The organism is Modestobacter sp. SYSU DS0657 (genome assembly GCF_054050925.1).
On sequence record NZ_JBJHAG010000013.1, the window covers coordinates 20,363 to 38,298 of the forward strand.

At 74.9% G+C, this 17,936-nt stretch carries 14 protein-coding genes; 6 read left to right on the forward strand and 8 right to left on the reverse strand.

Annotated features, from left to right (window positions below; genetic code table 11):
• Window positions 1–35 precede the first annotated feature (35 nt).
• The gene (locus tag ACI79A_RS10070) at window positions 36–2,519 is read right to left on the reverse strand and encodes an ATP-dependent Clp protease ATP-binding subunit (protein ID WP_457082597.1); all 2,484 of its coding nucleotides are present in this window, start codon (window positions 2,517–2,519) and stop codon (window positions 36–38) included.
• A 77-nt stretch (window positions 2,520–2,596) separates the two neighbouring features.
• Window positions 2,597–3,625 (reverse strand): DnaJ C-terminal domain-containing protein, encoded by a 1,029-nt coding sequence (locus ACI79A_RS10075; protein WP_457082599.1) that lies wholly within the window; start codon window positions 3,623–3,625, stop codon window positions 2,597–2,599.
• Window positions 3,626–3,995: 370 nt separating this feature from the next.
• On the opposite strand from ACI79A_RS10075, the gene ACI79A_RS10080 reads away from it, so the two are divergent.
• From ACI79A_RS10080 to ACI79A_RS10090, 3 genes are read left to right on the forward strand one after another with little or no spacing between them, the layout of a single operon-like run.
• Entirely contained in the window at window positions 3,996–4,724 is a 729-nt protein-coding gene (locus tag ACI79A_RS10080; protein WP_457082601.1) for a redoxin domain-containing protein, read from the forward strand.
• A gap of 39 nt (window positions 4,725–4,763) precedes the next feature.
• The gene (locus ACI79A_RS10085; RefSeq protein WP_457082603.1) at window positions 4,764–5,078 is read left to right on the forward strand and encodes a glutaredoxin family protein; all 315 of its coding nucleotides are present in this window, start codon (window positions 4,764–4,766) and stop codon (window positions 5,076–5,078) included.
• Window positions 5,075–6,013 (forward strand): Hsp20 family protein, encoded by a 939-nt coding sequence (locus tag ACI79A_RS10090; protein ID WP_457082605.1) that lies wholly within the window; start codon window positions 5,075–5,077, stop codon window positions 6,011–6,013. The genes ACI79A_RS10085 and ACI79A_RS10090 overlap by 4 nt, the downstream gene beginning before the upstream one ends.
• 117 nt (window positions 6,014–6,130) lie before the next feature.
• Here the strand turns inward: ACI79A_RS10090 and ACI79A_RS10095 are convergent, their stop codons facing one another.
• Window positions 6,131–8,278, reverse strand: coding sequence for an amylo-alpha-1,6-glucosidase (locus ACI79A_RS10095; RefSeq protein ID WP_457082607.1), 2,148 nt, complete (start codon window positions 8,276–8,278; stop codon window positions 6,131–6,133).
• A gap of 1 nt (window position 8,279) precedes the next feature.
• Complete coding sequence (locus tag ACI79A_RS10100; RefSeq protein WP_457082609.1) at window positions 8,280–9,461, reverse strand: glycosyltransferase family 4 protein; 1,182 nt, start codon at window positions 9,459–9,461, stop codon at window positions 8,280–8,282.
• Between the two features lie 179 nt (window positions 9,462–9,640).
• Here ACI79A_RS10100 and ACI79A_RS10105 point away from each other — a divergent pair, with 179 nt between their 5' ends.
• Window positions 9,641–10,231: a hypothetical protein gene (locus ACI79A_RS10105; RefSeq protein WP_457082611.1), complete on the forward strand. Its 591-nt coding sequence runs from the start codon at window positions 9,641–9,643 to the stop codon at window positions 10,229–10,231.
• 12 nt (window positions 10,232–10,243) lie between these two features.
• Here ACI79A_RS10105 and ACI79A_RS10110 read toward each other — a convergent pair whose 3' ends face one another.
• On the reverse strand, window positions 10,244–11,305 hold the full coding sequence (locus tag ACI79A_RS10110) for an SDR family oxidoreductase (RefSeq protein ID WP_457082613.1): 1,062 nt from the start codon (window positions 11,303–11,305) through the stop codon (window positions 10,244–10,246).
• Window positions 11,306–11,502: 197 nt separating this feature from the next.
• Between ACI79A_RS10110 and ACI79A_RS10115 the strand changes: the two genes are divergently transcribed.
• Window positions 11,503–12,576 (forward strand): DUF3616 domain-containing protein, encoded by a 1,074-nt coding sequence (locus ACI79A_RS10115; RefSeq protein WP_457082615.1) that lies wholly within the window; start codon window positions 11,503–11,505, stop codon window positions 12,574–12,576.
• Between the two features lie 24 nt (window positions 12,577–12,600).
• Here ACI79A_RS10115 and ACI79A_RS10120 read toward each other — a convergent pair whose 3' ends face one another.
• From ACI79A_RS10120 to ACI79A_RS10130, 3 genes are all read right to left on the reverse strand, one after another.
• Window positions 12,601–13,452: a hypothetical protein gene (locus ACI79A_RS10120; RefSeq protein WP_457082617.1), complete on the reverse strand. Its 852-nt coding sequence runs from the start codon at window positions 13,450–13,452 to the stop codon at window positions 12,601–12,603.
• Between the two features lie 59 nt (window positions 13,453–13,511).
• The gene (locus ACI79A_RS10125; RefSeq protein WP_457082619.1) at window positions 13,512–14,330 is read right to left on the reverse strand and encodes an HDOD domain-containing protein; all 819 of its coding nucleotides are present in this window, start codon (window positions 14,328–14,330) and stop codon (window positions 13,512–13,514) included.
• A gap of 65 nt (window positions 14,331–14,395) precedes the next feature.
• Entirely contained in the window at window positions 14,396–16,486 is a 2,091-nt protein-coding gene (locus ACI79A_RS10130) for a putative bifunctional diguanylate cyclase/phosphodiesterase (RefSeq protein ID WP_457082621.1), read from the reverse strand.
• A gap of 267 nt (window positions 16,487–16,753) precedes the next feature.
• Between ACI79A_RS10130 and ACI79A_RS10135 the strand changes: the two genes are divergently transcribed.
• Entirely contained in the window at window positions 16,754–17,929 is a 1,176-nt protein-coding gene (locus tag ACI79A_RS10135) for an acyl-CoA dehydrogenase family protein (protein WP_457082623.1), read from the forward strand.
• Window positions 17,930–17,936 lie beyond the last annotated feature (7 nt).

A 17,936-nucleotide genomic window follows, 5' to 3' on the forward strand; every position in this document is an offset into this window, starting at 1 on the left:
CCGCCGGCCGGGGCCGGCGGGGGTGGCGTCCGTGCTCACTTCAGCACGATGCCGTCACCGGCGACCTCCACGTGCACGGTGTCACCCTCCCGGTAGACGCCGGAGAGCAGCTCCAGGGCGAGCGGGTCGACGATCGCGTGCTGGAGGAGCCGCTTGAGCGGCCGCGCGCCGTAGTCGGGGTCGTAGCCGCGCCGGGCCAGCCAGTGCCGCGCCTCCTCGCTGAGGTGCAGCGCCAGCTTCCGCTCGGCCAGCCGCGCCTCCAGCCCGCGCACCTGGATGTCGAGCACCTGCTCGATGTCGGCCTCGGTGAGCGGGCGGAACCGGACGATCTCGTCGATCCGGTTGACGAACTCCGGCTTGAAGAAGTCCGCCGGGTCACCGGGCAGGTTCGAGGTCATGATCAGCACGGTGTTGGTGAAGTCGACCGTGCGCCCCTGCCCGTCGGTCAGCCGCCCGTCGTCGAGGACCTGCAGCAGCACGTTGAACACGTCCGGGTGCGCCTTCTCGATCTCGTCGAGCAGCACCACCGCGTACGGACGCCGCCGGACCACCTCGGTCAGCTGACCGCCCTCGTCGTACCCGACGTAGCCCGGGGGCGCGCCCACCAGCCGGGAGACGGCGTGCTTCTCCATGTACTCGCTCATGTCGATGCGGACCATGGCGCGTTCGTCGTCGAAGAGGAAGTCCGCCAGGCTGCGGGCGAGCTCGGTCTTGCCGACGCCGGTCGGGCCGAGGAAGAGGAAGCTGCCGATCGGCCGGTTGCGGTCGGCCAGGCCGGAGCGGCTGCGCCGGATGGCGTTGGCCACGGCCCGCACCGCCTCGTCCTGACCGACGACCCGGGCGTGCAGCACCTCCTCCATCCGGACCAGCTTGGCGACCTCGCCCTCCACCAGCCGGGCGACGGGGATGCCGGTCCAGCGGCTGACGACCTCGGCGACGTCCTCCTCGTCCACCTCCTCCTTCAGCATCCGCTGCGTCGACTGCAGCTCGGCCAGCCGGGCGGTCGCCTCCTCGACCTGCTTCTCCAGCGCCGGGATGCGGCCGTAGCGGATCTCCGCCGCCCGGGTGAGGTCGGTCTCCCGCTCGACCTGACCACGCAGCGCCTCGAGCTCCTCCTTGAGCCCGCGGATGGTGGTGATGGCGTCCTTCTCGGCCTGCCAGTGGGCCTTCATCGACGAGGACTGCTCCCGGAGCTCGGACAGCTCGCCGTCCAGTGCGGCGAGGCGCTCGCGGCTGGCGTCGTCGGTCTCCTTGGCGAGGGCGACGCGCTCGATCTCCAGCTGCCGGATCCGCCGTTCGACCACGTCGATCTCGGTGGGCAGGGAGTCGATCTCGATGCGCAGCCGGCTGGCGGCCTCGTCGACCAGGTCGATCGCCTTGTCCGGCAGGAACCGCCCGGTGACGTACCGGTCGGAGAGGACAGCGGCGGCGACCAGCGCGGCGTCCTGGATGCGCACGCCGTGGTGCACCTCGTAGCGCTCCTTGAGCCCCCGCAGGATCGCGACGGCGTCCTGGACGCCCGGCTCACCGACCAGCACCTGCTGGAACCGCCGCTCCAGGGCCGGGTCCTTCTCGATGTGCTTGCGGTACTCGTCGAGCGTCGTCGCGCCGATCATCCGCAGCTGCCCGCGGGCCAGCATCGGCTTGAGCATGTTGCCCGCGTCCATCGACCCCTCGGCCGAGCCGGCGCCGATCACGGTGTGCATCTCGTCGAGGAAGGTGATCACCTGGCCCTGGGCGTCTGCGATCTCCTGCAGCACCGCCTTGAGCCGCTCCTCGAACTCACCGCGGTACTTCGCGCCGGCCACCATGGACGCCAGGTCCAGGGCGATCAGCCGCTTGCCGCGCAGGCTCTCCGGCACGTCGCCCTCGACGATCCGCCGGGCCAGCCCCTCGGCGATCGCGGTCTTGCCGACACCGGGCTCACCGATGAGGACCGGGTTGTTCTTGGTGCGCCGGGACAGCACCTGGACCACGCGGCGGATCTCCTCGTCCCGGCCGACGACCGGGTCGAGCGTCCCCGCGCGGGCCTCCTCGGTGAGGTCGCGGCCGTACTTCTCCAGCGCCTGGTACTGGTCCTCGGCCTCCGGCGACGTCACCCGGTGGCTGCCCCGGACCTGCTGCAGGGCGCCGAGCAGCTGCTCGCGCGGCACCCCGAGTCGGTCGGCGGTGGCCAGCAGCAGGTGCTCGGAGGACAGGTACTCGTCGCCCAGCTGCTCGCGCTCGCCGTCGGCGCGCTGCAGCACCTCGCGCAGCTCGCGGCCCAGCTGTGCCTCGGAACCGTAGGCGTGCGGCAGGCGGTCCAGCTGCTCCTGCACGCGGTCGCGGACCGCGGGCAGCGGCACGCCGGCCCGCTGCAGCAGGGGCAGCACGACCCCGTCCTCCTGGGCCAGCAGCGCCGCGACCAGGTGGTCGGGGGTCACCTCCGGGTGTGAGTCCGCCCGGGCTCGCTCGACCGCTGCCTGGACCGCTTCCTGGCTGCGTCGCGTCCACCGCTGGGGTTCGAACGCGTGGGACATCGGTGGGATACCTCCTGGTGGATGAGCTGATCTGGTGGGTGAGCTGGAGCTGGTGGTCGGCTGTCCCGGGTCTCGGGTCAGTCCGCGATCCGGTCCCGCGCCGCCGGCGGCGTGAGGCGCGCGAGCGCCTCGATCGCCGCGCGCCGGTCCTCGTCCAACCGGCGGGGCACCTCGACCCGGACGGTGACCAGCAGGTCACCGGCCCCGGTGGCGGTCGGGACGCCTCGTCCGCGGACCCGCAGGGTGGCGCCGGGCTGGGTGCCGGGCGGCACCCGCACGGTCACCGGCCGGCCCAGGGTCGGCACCGGCACGTCGGCGCCCAGCGCCGCCTCGGGGAACGTGACCGGCACCGTGACGGTCAGGTCGTCGCCCTGCCGGCCGAACACCGGGTGCGGCTCGACCCGCACCCGGACCCGCAGGTCCCCCGGTGGACCGCCGTCCGCCCCCGGACCCCCACGGCCGGGCAGGGAGACCGACTGGCCGTCGGCGACCCCGGCCGGGAGGCGGACCACCACGGTGCGGGTGCGGCGCTGCGCACCGGAGCCGAGGCACGCGGGGCACGCCCGGCCGGCGGCCGGGCCGCTCCCGGTCCCTGCGCAGACGGCGCACGGGACCTCCTCGGCCACCTCGAGCCGGCGGGTGGCGCCGCGGACGGCCTCCTCGAAGCCGAGCGTCACCTCGGCCCGCAGGTCGCGGCCCCGGCGGGGGCGGCCCGGCCCCGCGCCCGGCCGCCGGCCGAACACGTCACCGCGGAGGTCACCGGAGTACGCGCCGTCTCCGGCCCGGGCGCTGCGACGACCGGCGCCGTCGCCGGTCCGGTGCACCCGGATCCGCTGTCCCTGGCCGCGGACACCACCCGGGCGGGTCCCGGGGCCGGTGCGGCGGGGCGGCCGGCGCAGCTCGTCGTACTCACGGCGCCTGGTCGGGTCGTGGAGCACCTCGTAGGCGGTCGCCACCTCCCGGAACGCCGCGCCGTCCCCGCTGTCGGGGTTGGTGTCCGGGTGCAACCGCCGGACCAGCCGCCGGTAGGCAGCAGTGATCTCCTGGTCGGTGGCGGTCTCCGGGACACCCAGCACCCGGTAGTGGTCGGTCTCCAGCCACTCCACGCTCGCCACCACGTGCGTACGCCCCCCCTCCTCGGGACCGGTCGCGGACCTCCGTGCGTCGCCCTGCTCAACGAACCGGCGACGCCGGGAATTTCCAGTGGCGACTGCAAGTTCTCCGGGGCGTCGGGTTCGACGGTGGCCGATCGGGACGCCTGCTGCGGAGCGTCCACCCCGGCCGGCGGCCGGACGCCACCGCGACCGGCGAAGCACAACTGCACACCGATGCGACTGACAGCCATGCCGGGCACCGCGGCGGCCGGCGGGACGCGAGGCGCGACGCCCCGTCCACCCCGGCCTCCGGCCAGGAGATCCGCCGGGTGCCCCGCACCGTCCGGACCTGTCCCGCGCGCGGGACGAGGAGGTGGGTCACATGACGACGTCGGCGGTCGAGCTCGGCCCGTCGCCGCGTCTGGCCGAGCTGGAGCAGCGGTTCGCCGAGCTGGGTGACCGGCTCGACGACTCCCCCGTCACCGACGCCCTGTCGGTGCTGCACGCGATGGTCCACGAACTGGCCCGGCAGCCGGCCCCGCCGACACCACCGGGGAGCTCCGGCCCGACGCTCCAGGACGTCGCGGACCTCCACCTGACGGCGCCGCCCATGACGGGGGCCGCGGAGTCCACCGGCCTGCCCGTGGGCACACCGGCACCGGACTTCGCGCTGCCCGACAGCCAGGGCCACCCGGTGCGCCTGGCCGACCTGCGCGGCCGTCCGGTCGTGGTGGTCTTCTACCCGCTGGACTGGAGCCCCGGCTGCAGCCGCCAGCTGGAGCTGTACGAGCAGGAGCGGGAGGAGTTCACCCGGCGCGGGGTGCAGCTGATCGGCATCTCCGCCGACTCGATCTACAGCCACGGCGCGTGGGCCGCGGTCCGGGGCATCGGCTTCCCGCTGCTGTCGGACTTCCACCCCAAGGGCGAGGTCGCTCGCCGGTACCGCGTCTGGCGGGACTCCGACGGCTTCAGCGACCGGGCGCTGTACGTGGTCGACGGCGACGGGGTCATCCGGTACGCGCACGTCTCGCCCCGGGTGGAGCACCTGCCCGACGTCTACGAGCTCTTCGACGCGCTCGACGAGGTCACCGGCCGGCCCGACACGGCCTGAGCCCGGCCCGAGAACACCCTGACACCCCTGGAGGAGGCAATGAGCACCCCCTATCTGACCACGGCGCTGGGCGCGCCGATCACCCCGGCCGGAGCGGCGACGGCGACGGCGCCGGTGGTGGTCTACGGGAACCGCTGGTGCGGCATCACCCAGATGACCCGCCGCCTGCTGGACCGGTCCGGGATCCCCTACCGCTACGTCGACCTCGACCTGGACCCCGCCGCCCGGCGCCGGCTGCGCTGGATGACCGGCGGGGACCTCCGCAACCCGGTCGTCCAGGTGGGCGGCGAGTGGCTCGAGCAACCGACCCCCCGGGAGCTGCAGTGGGCACTGGCACGCCACGGTCTGCTGTGACCACCTGCCCGGGCTGCGGACGGCGCGCCCGGGTGCCGGTGGCCGCCCGGGGCCGGGTGCGCTGCCCGGCGTGCCACGCCGACCTGCCCTGGCTGGTGGACGCCGGCGACGCGGACTTCGACGCCGCCGTGCGGGAGAGCCCGCTGCCGGTGCTCGTCGACGTCTGGGCGCCCTGGTGCGGCCCGTGCCGGGTGCTCGCCCCGGTCGTCGAGCAGCTCGCCCGCGAACGGGCCGGCCGGCTGAAGGTGGTGAAGCTGGACGCCGACGAGGCGCCCGGCGTCAGCGCACGCCTGGGGGTGCGGGGCATCCCCACGAATCGCACTGTTCACCGGCGGGCAGGAGCGGTCCCGGATGGTCGGCGCACAGCCGGCCGACCGGGTCTCCCGCTGGCTCGACGGCGAGCTCTCCTGAGCCGATCGGGAATCTACAGCGACGACTACAAGTTATATGGGGTGTCCGACGAAGGGCACCGAACACGAGAGGAGGCCACCATGGCACTGCCCGTCCTGTCCCGGTCGCGGAGCATGGCGACCCGCGACCCCTTCCGTGAGCTCGACGAGCTCTACGACCGGTTCACCACGCTCTGGCAGTCCGAGCTCGGCGGGGTGGTCGACCGCTGGGTCCCCTCTGCCGACCTGGAGGAGACCGACGACGCCTGGTCGCTGGAGCTGGAGCTCCCCGGCGTCGCCCGCGACGACGTCGACGTGCAGCTGCAGGACCGGGTGCTCACCGTCTCCGGTGAGGTCAAGGAGAAGGAGCGCACCGGGGTGCTGCACCGGCGCACCCGACGCGTGGGCGCCTTCCAGTACTCGGTGACGCTGCCCGGCGACGTCGACGCCGACAGCGTGCAGGCGCACCTGCACGACGGCGTGCTGACCGTCCGGGTGCCGAAGTCCCAGGCGGCCAAGCCTCGTCGGATCGCGATCAGCAGCTGATCAGCTGCCACACCCTGATCGGTACAGCCCGATCGGCACGTGCGAACGGGCCAGGAGCTCGGAGCTCCTGGCCCGTTCGCACGTGCGGGTCAGGCGGAGCGGGTCAGGCGGAGCGGGTCAGGCGGAGCGGGCCGGCGCCGGCTCGGCCGGCCGGAGCCCGTCGGCCGTCCAGCCGTCGGGCAGCCCGGTCACCTCCGCCCGGTCCCCCACCGCCTCGATGCGGACCTGCTGCGCGCCCCCGAGGTCGAGCCCGTCGAGCACCACCCGGCCCCACGACCCGGGGAGCCGCGGCCGGAGCGCCAGGCGGCGGCGCGGCACGTCGAGCTCGAGCCCCAGCAGCGCCCGCACCAGCAGCAGCGGCGCCGCGCTGGCCCAGGCCTGCGGCGAGCAGGAGGTCGGGTAGGGCACCGGTGGGTCGAACTCGGCCCGGCTGAACCCACAGAACAGCTCCGGCAGCCGCCCACCGAACGCCGCCGCGGCGTCCAGCAGCCCGTCGGCGAGGTGCTGGGCGAGCTCGACCGCCCCGGGCAGGTGCGCGTACCGGACCAGCCCGGCGACCGCGAGCGCGGTGTCGTGCGGCCAGACCGAGCCGTTGTGGTAGCTCATCGGGTTGTAGGCGCCCATGCCCTCGGCGAGGGTCCGCAGCCCGAACCCGCTGTCCATCGCGGCGTCCGCCAGCCGCTGCACCAGCACGGCGGCGTGCTCGTCGGTCACGATCCCGCTCCAGAGGCACTGGGCGGCATTGCTGGTCAGCGCGTCCAGCGGCCGCTTGTCCCGGTCCAGGGCGACGGCGAACCAGCCGCGGTCGGGCAGCCAGAACCGCTCCGCGAACGCGTCCTTCAGCTCGGCGGCGCGCCGGCGCAGGCGGGAGGCGGTCAGCGGGTCGCCGAACGCCTCGGCGAGGTCGGCCCGCGCCAGCCGGGCGGCGTAGGCGTACCCCTGCACCTCGGCGAGCGCGATCGGTGGCTCACCCAGCCGGCCGGCGGCGTCGTTGATGCCGTCGAAGCTGTCCTTCCAGCCCTGGTTCAGCAGCCCCCGGTCGGTGGCCCGCTGGTACTCCAGGAAGCCGTCGCCGTCCCGGTCGCCGTACCGGTCCATCCACTCCAGCGCGGCGTCGGCGGCCGGCAGCAGCGCACGCACCTCGTCCTCCGCCGCACCCCAGCGCCAGGCCTCGGTCAGCAGCGAGACGAACAGCGGCGCGGCGTCGACGGTGCCGTAGTACCGGCTGCTGCCCAGCGCGCTGTCCCGGTCGGGACCCAGTCGCAGCTCGTGCAGGATGCGCCCGGGCTCCTCCTCGTTGAGCGGGTCGACCCGGCGTCCTTGCAGCCGGGCGAGCGTCTCCAGCGTGCCGAGCGCCAGCGAGCTCTCCAACGGCAGCGCCATGTGCGCCGTGAGCAGGCTGTCCCGGCCGAAGAGGGTCATGAACCACGGTGCGCCGGCGGCGGCCACCGGCCGGTCGCCGAGCTGGTCACGGATCTGCAGCACACCGAGGTCGTCCTCGGTCCGGCGCAGCACCTCGGCCAGCACCGGGTGGTCGGCGGTGACCGCGGTGCTCGCGCGCCGCCACTCCCGCAGCTGGTGGGCCGGGCGGCTGGTGTCCATCCCCTGCCCGCGGTCCACCCGGGGCGGCACGAGCCGGCCCTCCAGCACCGGCTGCACGGTGACCTCGGTCGACCAGCGCCCGCGCGGGGGCACGACGACCCGCCAGGTGAACGCCGACGGCGTGACCACCACGTCGCCGGTCGCGCTGACCCGCAGCCCGCGCTCCCCGTCGCGACCGGCCAGCACGAGGGCGGTGCCCTCGACCTGCGCCATCACCTCGCCGGCGTCGGCCCGGCCGGCCTTCACCGCGAACAGGTCGGCGAAGTCGGCGCCCAGCCAGAGCGTCAGGGTCGCCGTCGTCGCCTCGGCCCCCAGGTTCTGCAGCGTCACCACCTCGCGCAGACCGTCGGCTACCAGTCGCTCGCGGACCAGCAGCAGCGTGCTGTCCGCCCGACCACCCGCCGGGGGACGGCGGAGCACGAAGCGGGCACCGTAGGTCTCCTCCGGCTGCACGGACAGCGGCTGCGGCACGCCGCCGTCCAGGCGCAGCTCGAGGCGGGAGAGGACCCGGGCGTCCCGGAAGTACAGCCCCTGGACGTCGCCCGGCACGACGTCGCCGGTGGCGGTGGACAGGCAGAAGGTCGAGCCGTCGACGAGCGTGACCAGCCCGCCGTCGGCACCGATCCGCACCGGCTCGGTGGCGTTGAGCGGCCCGTCGGTCACCTCAGCCCACCTCCCCCAGGTGCCGGCCGGTGGCCGCCGGCCCGGTCGCCACCGCCAGCGCCCGCCGGTAGGCGGCCTCGTAGCCGCGGGCCATCGCCTCGGCGGAGAAGTGCGTGGCCACCCGGGCCCGGCAGGCCGCCGGGTCCAGGTCCCGGACCGCGTCGAGCGCGGCGGGCAGGTCGGCCGGGGTCTCGCAGACCAGCCCGGTCACCCCGTGGTCGACCACCTCGGGGACGGCGCCGCCGCGCAGCGCCACGACCGGTGTCCCGCAGGCCATGGCCTCGATCATCACCATGCCGAAGGGCTCCTCCCACTGGATCGGGAACAGCAGGCAGCGCGCGCCCAGCAGCAGCTCCCGCTTGGTCACCGCGTCGGCCACGCCGACCACCCGGTCGGTGTCGCGCAGGCGGGGCCGCACCTCCCGCTCGAAGTACTCCTTCTCGATCGGCTCCTGGCACTTGCCGGCCAGCACCAGGGGGAGCCCGGCCGCGTGCGCGGCGTCGAGGGCCAGGTGGGGCGCCTTCTGCGGGTGGAAGCGACCGAGGAAGAGCGCGTGGTCGCCCTTGTCGGCGGCGAACGGCCAGGCGGCCAGGCGCAGGGCGTTGTGCACGACGCCGAGCCAGTTCAGGTCCGGCACGAGCTCCCGCTGCCGGTGGCTGATGCCGACCAGACCGACGTCGGCGCCCAGGTCCCGGTAGAGCCGTTCCGCGTCGGCGTCGACCGGGCCGTGCACGGTCAGCACGGTCGGGACGCCGCGGGCACCCAGCACCGCGGCGTTGAGCGGGCCGGCCAGCGTGTGGTCGTGCACCACGTCGAGGCCCTCGGTGTCGGCCAGCTCCAGGAGGGCCCGCCGGGCCGCGGCCGCGTGCACGACCTCCGGCGCGGGCTCGCCGAGGCGCTCGGGGACGGCCGTCGGCCACAGCGGGCGGAACCGGGCGCGCGTGCCGTCCCGGCCCGCGCCCAGCAGGGTCACGTCGTGCCCCCGGTCGACCAGCGCGTCGGCCAGGTCGGCCACGACGGCCTCCACGCCGCCGTAGGCACCCGGGGGGACGTCGAAGTAGGGCGGCGCGACGAGGGCCACCCGCAGCGGCGCGCCGGTCCGCTCGGGGGTGGGTCCGCCGTTGGGCACCGCGTGCAGGACGGGCGCCGGCGGGGAGACGGTCTTCTGGGTGTCGACCAGCACAGGGATCCTCCGCGAAGGACTACTGGACCAGTGGACGGACGACGCTGTCCGGGGCAGCGGCACACCGGGCGCCGGGCCACGGTTCGCATCGCTCCCGTGATCTCTCATAGCACCGGCGCGGTCGGTGCTCAAGCCGGACGTCCGGCCGGCCCGTCCCCCTGCTGGGCGATCATGGCCCGGTGACCGGCACCGACGACGCCCCGCCCCCGGCGACCGCCCCCCTGCCGACCCGCCGTGCGGTGCTGCTGCCGCCGGTGGACCCGGCCACGGCGGCGGCGCTGCTGCAGGCCACCGGGCAGGGCGGCTGGCTCACCCCCGAGCCGGGCGGCCGGACCGTCTTCACCGGCGGGGTGCCGGCGGCCGGGGCGCTGGCCCGGGCGCTCGGGCACGGCACGGGGGCACCGGGGGCGGTGCTGCTCTGGGCCGACCCGTCGGGGCCGGAGGCCGGGTTCGTCCTGCTGCACCGCGGCGACGTCGTCACCGCGCACAGCTGGACGACGTCCGGCGCCGGGGAGCTGGGTGAGCCGGCGATCGCCGCCCGGGCGACCGGCCGGCCCGAGCTCGAGCCGGAGCTGCGGGCGTTGCTGGCCCGGCCGGCGCCGGACCCGCTCGCGCACCTGCCCGAGCTGGCCGACCTGCTCCGGCTGCCCGCGGCGGTGCTGCCGCTGCTCACCGCCGCGGAGCTGCCGCCGGGCACCGTGCACGTGCCCGCCCCGCCTCCGCGGCGCGGCCTGCTGCGCACCGTCACCGGAGCCCTCCGCCGCCGGTGACGGTGCGCGGGCTCAGCGCAGCGGCGGGATGACCTTCCGGGCGGCGAGCTGCTCGAACAGCTCGACGAACCGGTCCTCGGTGTCCAGGCAGTCGGCGAACCCGGCCCGGCGCAGCTTGATCGTGGAGCTGACGTTGTCGAAGCCGCTGGTGAAGATGAACTGCCCGAACTCCCAGCCGACCAGGTCCTCGTAGGGGGTGGGCACCAGGTCGTGCCGGGCCACCAGCCGCTCCCACACGTCGCGGCGGCCGGCCATCGCCTCGGCCAGCGGCACCGGCTGCGGCTCGGCCGACTCCATGCCGAAGGCCCGGGCGAAGGCCGGGAACAGGTGCCGCCAGCGCAGCTGGTCGCCGTTGGTCACGTTGTAGACCTCGCCGTCGGCGGCCGGTTCGCTCCCGGCCCACACGGTGGCGCGGGCCAGCAGCTCGGCGTCGGTGACCTGGTAGAGGGCGTCGTAGGCGGCGAGGCTGCCGGGGAAGCGCAGCGGCTGGCCGAGCTCCTTGCTGATCGCGGCGTAGACGGCGATGACCATGAGCAGGTTCATCGGGTTGCCGACGGCGTAGCCGATGACGCCCTCGGGGCGCAGCACGGTGAGCCGGAACCCGCGTTCGGCGGCGACCTGGCGGAGCAGGTCCTCCTGGTCGTAGTAGAAGTTCGGCTGGATGATCCGCGGGTCGCTCTCCTTGGCCGGGGTGTTGAAGAACCCCATGTGCGCCCCGTAGGCCTTGCCGCCCTGGTAGAGGGTGACGTGCTCCAGCGGCGCCCCGGCGGCCGCCAGCCCGTCGAGGGTGGAGCGGAGCATCCCGACGTTGACCTCGGACAGCTCCCGCGCGGTGGGCCGCTCGGCGTAGGCGCCGAACACCAGGTGGGTGGTGTCGGCGGCCGCGGCCAGCCCGTCGCGGGTGGCGTCGGCGTCCCGGAGGTCCACGGCGAGGTGCTCCCAGCCTGCCTCCCGTGGCGCGCGTCGGCTGACGCCGCGCACCCGCCACCCCGGTCGCTTCGCGTACTCCGCCGCGGCGTGCGCGCCGATCACCCCGCCCGCGCCGGTCACCAACACGCTGCCCTGCTCCGCCATCCCGCTGCACCCCTCGTCTCGCCGATCGTCCGAGGGCGTCCATGCCCGCCGGCGCGACGGCGAACCGGGAAACGGCTGTGGCGCTCGCCCCGTCCGGCCCCGGATCAGCCGACGAGCTCGCCGATCGGCGGCTTCTCCCTGCGCCGCTTGCCGTGGCCGTACCCCCGCGGCGGGGCCGGCGTGCCAGGCTGACCGGTGTGACCGTCGAACGCACCGTCCGGTTGTCCTTCGGTTCTGCCTCCCGCGCGGCGCAGACCCACACCAACCTCTCCGCCGTGCGCAGCGACGGCCCGGTGCTGTGGGTCGCCGGCGACGAGACCGCGACGATCGAGCGGCTCGTCGCCGACGACCCCGTGCACCCCACCGGCTACGGCGACGAGACCACCTTCCGGCTGGCCGACCTCGTGGACCTCCCCGGCGCCGAGGACGAGGAGGCCGACGTCGAGGGGCTGGCCCGCGCCGGCCACTTCCTGTGGGCGGTGGGGTCGCACAGCCTGCGGCGCAAGCGGATCAAGGACAAGCACGACGGCGACAAGGCGCTGCGCCGGCTGGCGACGGTGACCGGGCAGGTCAACCGGCAGGTGATCGTGCGGCTGCCGGTCACCGAGGTCGACGGGCTGCCGACCCCGGTGCCCGAGCTGACCGTCGACGGCACCCGGCACACCGCGGCGGTCTTCGGCGCCAGCGGCCCGGACCTGCGCGACCTGCTCGCCGACGACGAGCACCTCGCCCCGTTCCTGCCCCTCCCGGGCAAGGACAACGGGCTGGACGTCGAGGGCATCGCGGTGGCCGACGAGCGGGTGTACCTGGGGCTGCGCGGGCCGGTGCTGCGCGGCTGGGCCGTCGTCCTGGAGCTGCACCCGGAGCCGGACCCGGCGGAGCCCGGGCGCCTGCTGCTCCAGCCGTTCGCCGACGGCCGCCGGTACCGCAAGCACGTGCTGGACCTGGCCGGGCTGGGTGTGCGCGACCTGTGCCCGCACGGTGAGGACCTGCTGGTGCTGACCGGCCCGACGATGGACCTCGACGGGCCGGTGCACGTGTTCCGCTGGCACGGGGCGCTGACCGCCGAGACGCCGCAGGTGGTGCGCGGCGAGCAGCTCACCCGCGAGGTCGACCTGCCCTTCGGCGTCGGCGACGACCACGCCGAGGGCATCGGGCTGCTGCCCGGCGACGACTCCCGGCTGCTGGTGGTCTACGACAGCCCGGCGCCGTCCCGGCTGGACGACGCCGGTGGCGTCACCGCCGACGTGGTGCGGCTGCCGGCGCGCTGACCCCGCGGTCCGGGTGCCCGCGGGTCACAGACCCGGGCCGAGGGTGGCGACCGTCGCCCGCACCTCCGCGGCGGTGGCCGGCTCGACCGGCAGCGAGGCGAGCAGGGTCGGCACCTCCTCGGGGAGCAGCCCCTCGGCGAGCAGCAGCTCCAGCAGCCGGTCGGCCTGGGCCGGCGGCACCGGCAGGGTCAGCTCGGACTCCCGGACGGCCGCCTCGGCCAGGAACAGCGCACCGGCCAGGTCGTCCCGCGCCGGGTCGGGCGCGGGCGGGGCGGGGGCGGCCGCGCGGGTGACCGCCTCCGCGGCCCGGACCAGCGACAGCGGCAGCCCCTCGGCCTCCACCTGCACCAGCGGCGCGCTGCCGAGGGCGGCGAGCACGAGGTGCTCGGCGTCGATCCGCAACGACGCCTCCCACTCCCCCACCCGGACGACCTCGACCAGGTCCCGGCCGTCCTCGCCGAGCTCGTCGAGCAGCTCGGCCCACGCCGCCGCGCGGGTGTCCCGGGCACGTTCGGCGGCCAGCACGCAGGTCTCCAGGGCGAACGGCTCGATGACCTCGCGGTCGAACCGCTCGGCCACCAGCGTGCCGTCAGCGGTCACCGCGTTGAGCGCGTCCTGGAAGCTGCCCGGCCGGGCGTCGCCCAGTTCCAGCCGACCGTCCTCCTCGCCGGAGAGCGGCTGCCCGGTGACCGCCCGGGCGCCGATGGTCAGCCCGGTGCTCACCACCCGGCCGCGCACCCGCAGGTGGTGCGGCTGGTCGGACAGCCCCACCGCCCAGGCGCAGGCCTCGGCGATCAGCGCACCGGCGCGCTCGCGCAGCACCTCGCGGGCCAGCAGGGCCATGAAGTCGGCATCGAAGGAGGCGGAGTCGTACACGCCCTCCACTGTCCCCCCGACCGGCGCGCGGCGCCCGGCCCCGTCAGCCGCGCGGCCCGTCAGCCGATCAGCGCGCTGCGCAGCTCCTCGGCGTCGACGCGCACCTGGGAGAGGATCGGCAACACGTCGCGTTCGCGCAGCTGCCCGCAGGTCAGCCCGGTGATGCTCTGCTCCTCGTGATCGTCGTCGGTCAGGCGTGCGCCGACCTCGAAGGCGGCGCGCAGCAGGGCCCCGGCGAACGACCCGAGGTCGTCGACCTGCTTGAGCGGGGTGACCATCTCCGGCGGGAAGCCCCACTGCTCCAGCGCCACCGCGGTCAGCCGCAGCGCGGAGATGCCGTACCGCTGGACCTCCGCCGCGCGCCGGCCGGTGAAGGAGCGGTGGCTCGCCCACAGCTCCGCGTAGTCCTCCGGGTCGTTGTGGTGCAGCAGGGCCACGCCCATCTGGGCCAGCAACCCCTGGCACAGCGCGTCCTGCGGCCGCTCGGCGAACCGCGGGGCCAGCGTCGAGGCGGCCAGCGCGACGTTCGTGCTGAGCTCCCAGAAGTCGGCGGGCAGCCGTGACTCGTCGTCCAGGTCGGTGAGCGCGACGGTGGCCATGGTGCGCACGGTGGCGAAGCCGATCACGGTGACGGCGAACTGCAGCGAGGTCACCCGTCCGCGCATCCCGTAGAAGGCGGAGTTGGCCAGCTTCATCACCCGGCCGGCGAGCGCGACGTCGGCGCTGAGGATGCGGGAGAGCTCCTTGGCGCTGGCCTGGTCGGAGTTGGCGACCGAGACGATCTGCGCGGCCACGGGACGCTGCGCGGCCATCGTGTCGATGCTGGCCAGCACGCGTTCCAGGTCGAACGTCGGCGCGGCGGCGAGGGGGGTGGTCACGACGGCTCCAGGTCTGGCGGGTCGGGGAAGGCGGGCCGGGCGGGGACCGGGCTCGCGCGAGGTGGTCACCGCTGGGCGGCCGCGGCGAACCAGGCGGTCGCCTCGGCGGCGGCCAGGGGGGCGGCCAGGCTGAACCCCTGCAGGTAGGTGGCGCCGAGCTCGGCCAGCAGCCGGGCCTGCGCCGGGGTCTCCACCCCCTCGGCGACGGTGCACAGCCCCAGGTTGTGCGCCAGCGCGATCACCGCGGAGGTGATCTCGGCGTGCCCGTCGGCGAGCTCGGCGACGAAGGACCGGTCGACCTTGAGGCAGTCCACCGGCAGGTGCCGCAGGTAGGCCAGCGAGGAGTAGCCGGTGCCGAAGTCGTCGATGGAGATCTGGCAGCCGAGGTCCCGCAGCGACTGCAGCACCGCGCGGGCCGCGGCTGGGTCCTTCATCAGCGCCGACTCGGTGATCTCGATCGACAGCCGGTCGGCGGACAGCCGGTGCCGGCGGAGCGCGGAGGCCACGTGGTCGTGCAGGTTGTCGTCCAGCTGGAGCGCGGAGACGTTCACGTGCGCCCGGCGCGGCGCCGCGGCACCGAGCTCCTCGTCCCACGCGGCGAGCTGGCGGCAGGTCTCGTCGAGCACCAGCAGCCCGAGGCCGGCGACCAGGCCGCTCTCCTCGGCCAGCGGCACGAAGACGCTGGGGCTGATCGACCCGCGCTCGGCGTGCTGCCACCGGGCCAGCGACTCCACCGACGTCGCCGTGCCGACGACGGCGTCGAAGATCGGCTGGTACATCAGGGTGACCTCGCGCCGCTCGATCGCCGACCGCAGCTCGGCGACCAGCCGCAGCTTGTCCCGGGCCTTCGCCCGGGCGTCGGAGTCCAGCACGGTGATCCGGCCCTTGCCGCCGGACTTCGCCTGGTACATGGCGATGTCGCAGTCGCGGATCAGCTCCTCCGCGGCCTGGTGCTCGGCGGTCTGCACGGTGACCCCGACGCTGGCCTGCGGCCGGAGGTCCACGCCGCCCAGGCGGACCGGCCGGCGCAGCTGCGCCCCGATCCGCTCGGCGAGGGCGACCGCGTCGGCCTCGCTGACCTGCTGGCAGACGACGACGAACTCGTCACCCCCGAACCGGGCGACCAGGTCGCCGGGGCGCACGGTGGCCCGCAGCCGCGAGGCGACCTCGACCAGCAGCTCGTCACCGGCGGCGTGGCCGAGGGAGTCGTTGACGACCTTGAAGTTGTCCAGGTCGAGGAAGATGCAGGCCAGGCTGTCGGCGCCGGGCACGAACCAGGTGCTGACGTGGTCGGCGAGCAGCGTGCGGTTGGGCAGCCCGGTCAGCGGGTCGTGGTTGGCCTGGTGGGCCAGCCGGGTCTCGAAGGCCAGCCGGTCGGTGATGTCCTCGATGGTGCCGACGAAGCCCGCGCCGACACCGGGGGTGAACAGGTGCGCGAAGCGGATGACGGTGGTGAGCTCGGTCCCGTCGGGGCGGACCAGCCGCGCCTGCGCCTCCCCCTCGCTGCCGTCGCCGTCGCTGCCTTCGCCGCCGAGGAGCACCCCGGTGGCCTGCTCGATCACCTCGTCGAGGTCGTCGGGGTGGACGACGTCCAGCCAGCCGGTGCCCAGCAGCTCCTCGGCCTGCTGCCCGGCCAGCGCGCAGAAGGCGTCGTTGACGTGGGCCAGCCGCATCCCCTGCTCGGAGAGGAGCGTGGGGATCGGCGAGCGCTCGGTGAGGGTGGCGAAGCGCCGCTCGTGCGCGTCGGCGGTCGCGCGCAGCGCGCGTTCGGCCTCGTTCGAGGTGGCCCCCAGCCGCATGGTCCAGCGCCGGCCGCCGGGCGCGGGCACCGCGGAGACCGAGCACTCGAGCGACTCGCCGCTGGCGCAGCGCACCGGCAGGGTCATGACGACGGCGCGCTCCCGGCGCAGCAGCAGGCGCAGCTCACCGCCCCGCAGGGAGGGGAGCAGCTGATCGACCGGGAGCGCCCGCAGGTCCTCCTGCGCGTAGCCGAGCAACGCGACGGCCTTCTCGTTGCTCCAGCCGACCCGCGTCGCACCGCCGGTGCGCTCGACGACCAGGATGGCGCTGGAGGAGCTGACCGAGACCCCGTGGAAGACGGCGGCGACCACCTCCGGCGAGGGCTGGTCGCCCGCCACCGGTGCTCTCGCTGCCACGTCGTCCCCCGCTCCGCCCCGGACGCGGTGCCGCGTCCTGCGCCCACCTTCGTCCTCCGGTGATCGGGGCTCCAGCCGATCCGGGGCCGGTTCCCCCCTTCGGGCGGGGTGCGCCGGCGCCCGAGCACGGGTGGTCACCGCCACCGGCCGGCTCCCGTCGTCCGCGCCGGACGGCCCGGGGAGCCCCCCGGTTACCCGCCGGTAGCCGGTGTGGGATGTTGGGATCCACGTCACAGACGGCAGAGCCGCCGTCGGGAATGGGGCCCCATGCGCTTGCACCTGTCACCGGAGGACGAGGCGTTCCGGGACCAGCTGCGCACCTTCTTCACCACCTCGGTGCCGCAGTCGATCCGGGAGGCCGTCGTGGCCCACCGCGAGCTGACCAAGGAGCAGTTCGTCGAGGCCCAGCAGGTCCTCAACGCGGCGGGCCTGGCCGTGCCGCACTGGCCGGTCGAGTGGGGCGGCCGGGACTGGACGCCGCTGCAGCGCCACATCTGGCGCGAGGAGATGCAGCTGGCCGGCGTCCCCGAGCCGCTGGCCTTCAACGCCAGCATGATCGGCCCGGTCATCGCCACCTTCGGCTCGCAGGAGCAGAAGGAGCGCTTCCTGCCCGCCACCGCCAACCTCGACATCTGGTGGTGCCAGGGCTTCTCGGAGCCCGACGCGGGCTCCGACCTCGCCTCGCTGCGCACCACCGCCGTCCGCGACGGCGACGACTGGGTGGTGAACGGTCAGAAGACCTGGACGACGCTCGCGCAGCACGCCGACTGGATCTTCTGCCTGGTGCGCACCGACCCGACCGCGGAGAAGAAGCAGCGCGGCATCTCGCTGCTGCTGTTCCCGATGGACTCCCCCGGGGTCACGCTGCGGCCGATCGAGCTGCTCGACGGCGGGTTCGAGGTCAACGAGGTCTTCTTCGAAGACGTCCGGGTGCCGGGGGAGTTCCTCGTCGGCGAGGAGAACCGCGGCTGGGACTACGCCAAGTTCCTGCTCGGCAACGAGCGGGTCGGCATCGCCCGCATCGGCTCGACCAAGCGGATGCTCATCGACGCCAAGGAGCACGCCCGCGGCATCACGGTCAACGGGGCCCCGCTGGCGACGGACCCCTACGTCCGGGCCCGGATCGCCGAGCTGGAGAACGAGCTGCTCGCCCTGGAGCTGACCGCGCTGCGGGTGGTCGCCAACTCCGCCGACGGCAAACCGCACCCGGCGTCCTCGGTGCTCAAGCTGCGCGGTTCGGAGCTGCAGCAGGCGGCCACCGAGCTCCTGGTCGACATCGCCGGACCGCTGTCGGTCGCCTCGTTCACCGGTGCGGACTCCGACGTCCCCGAGTGGGCCCAGGTCGCCGCACCGCACTACCTGAACCACCGCAAGGTCTCGATCTACGGGGGTTCCAACGAAGTGCAGCGCACCATCATCGCCGGCTCGATCCTGGGACTGTGACCTGACC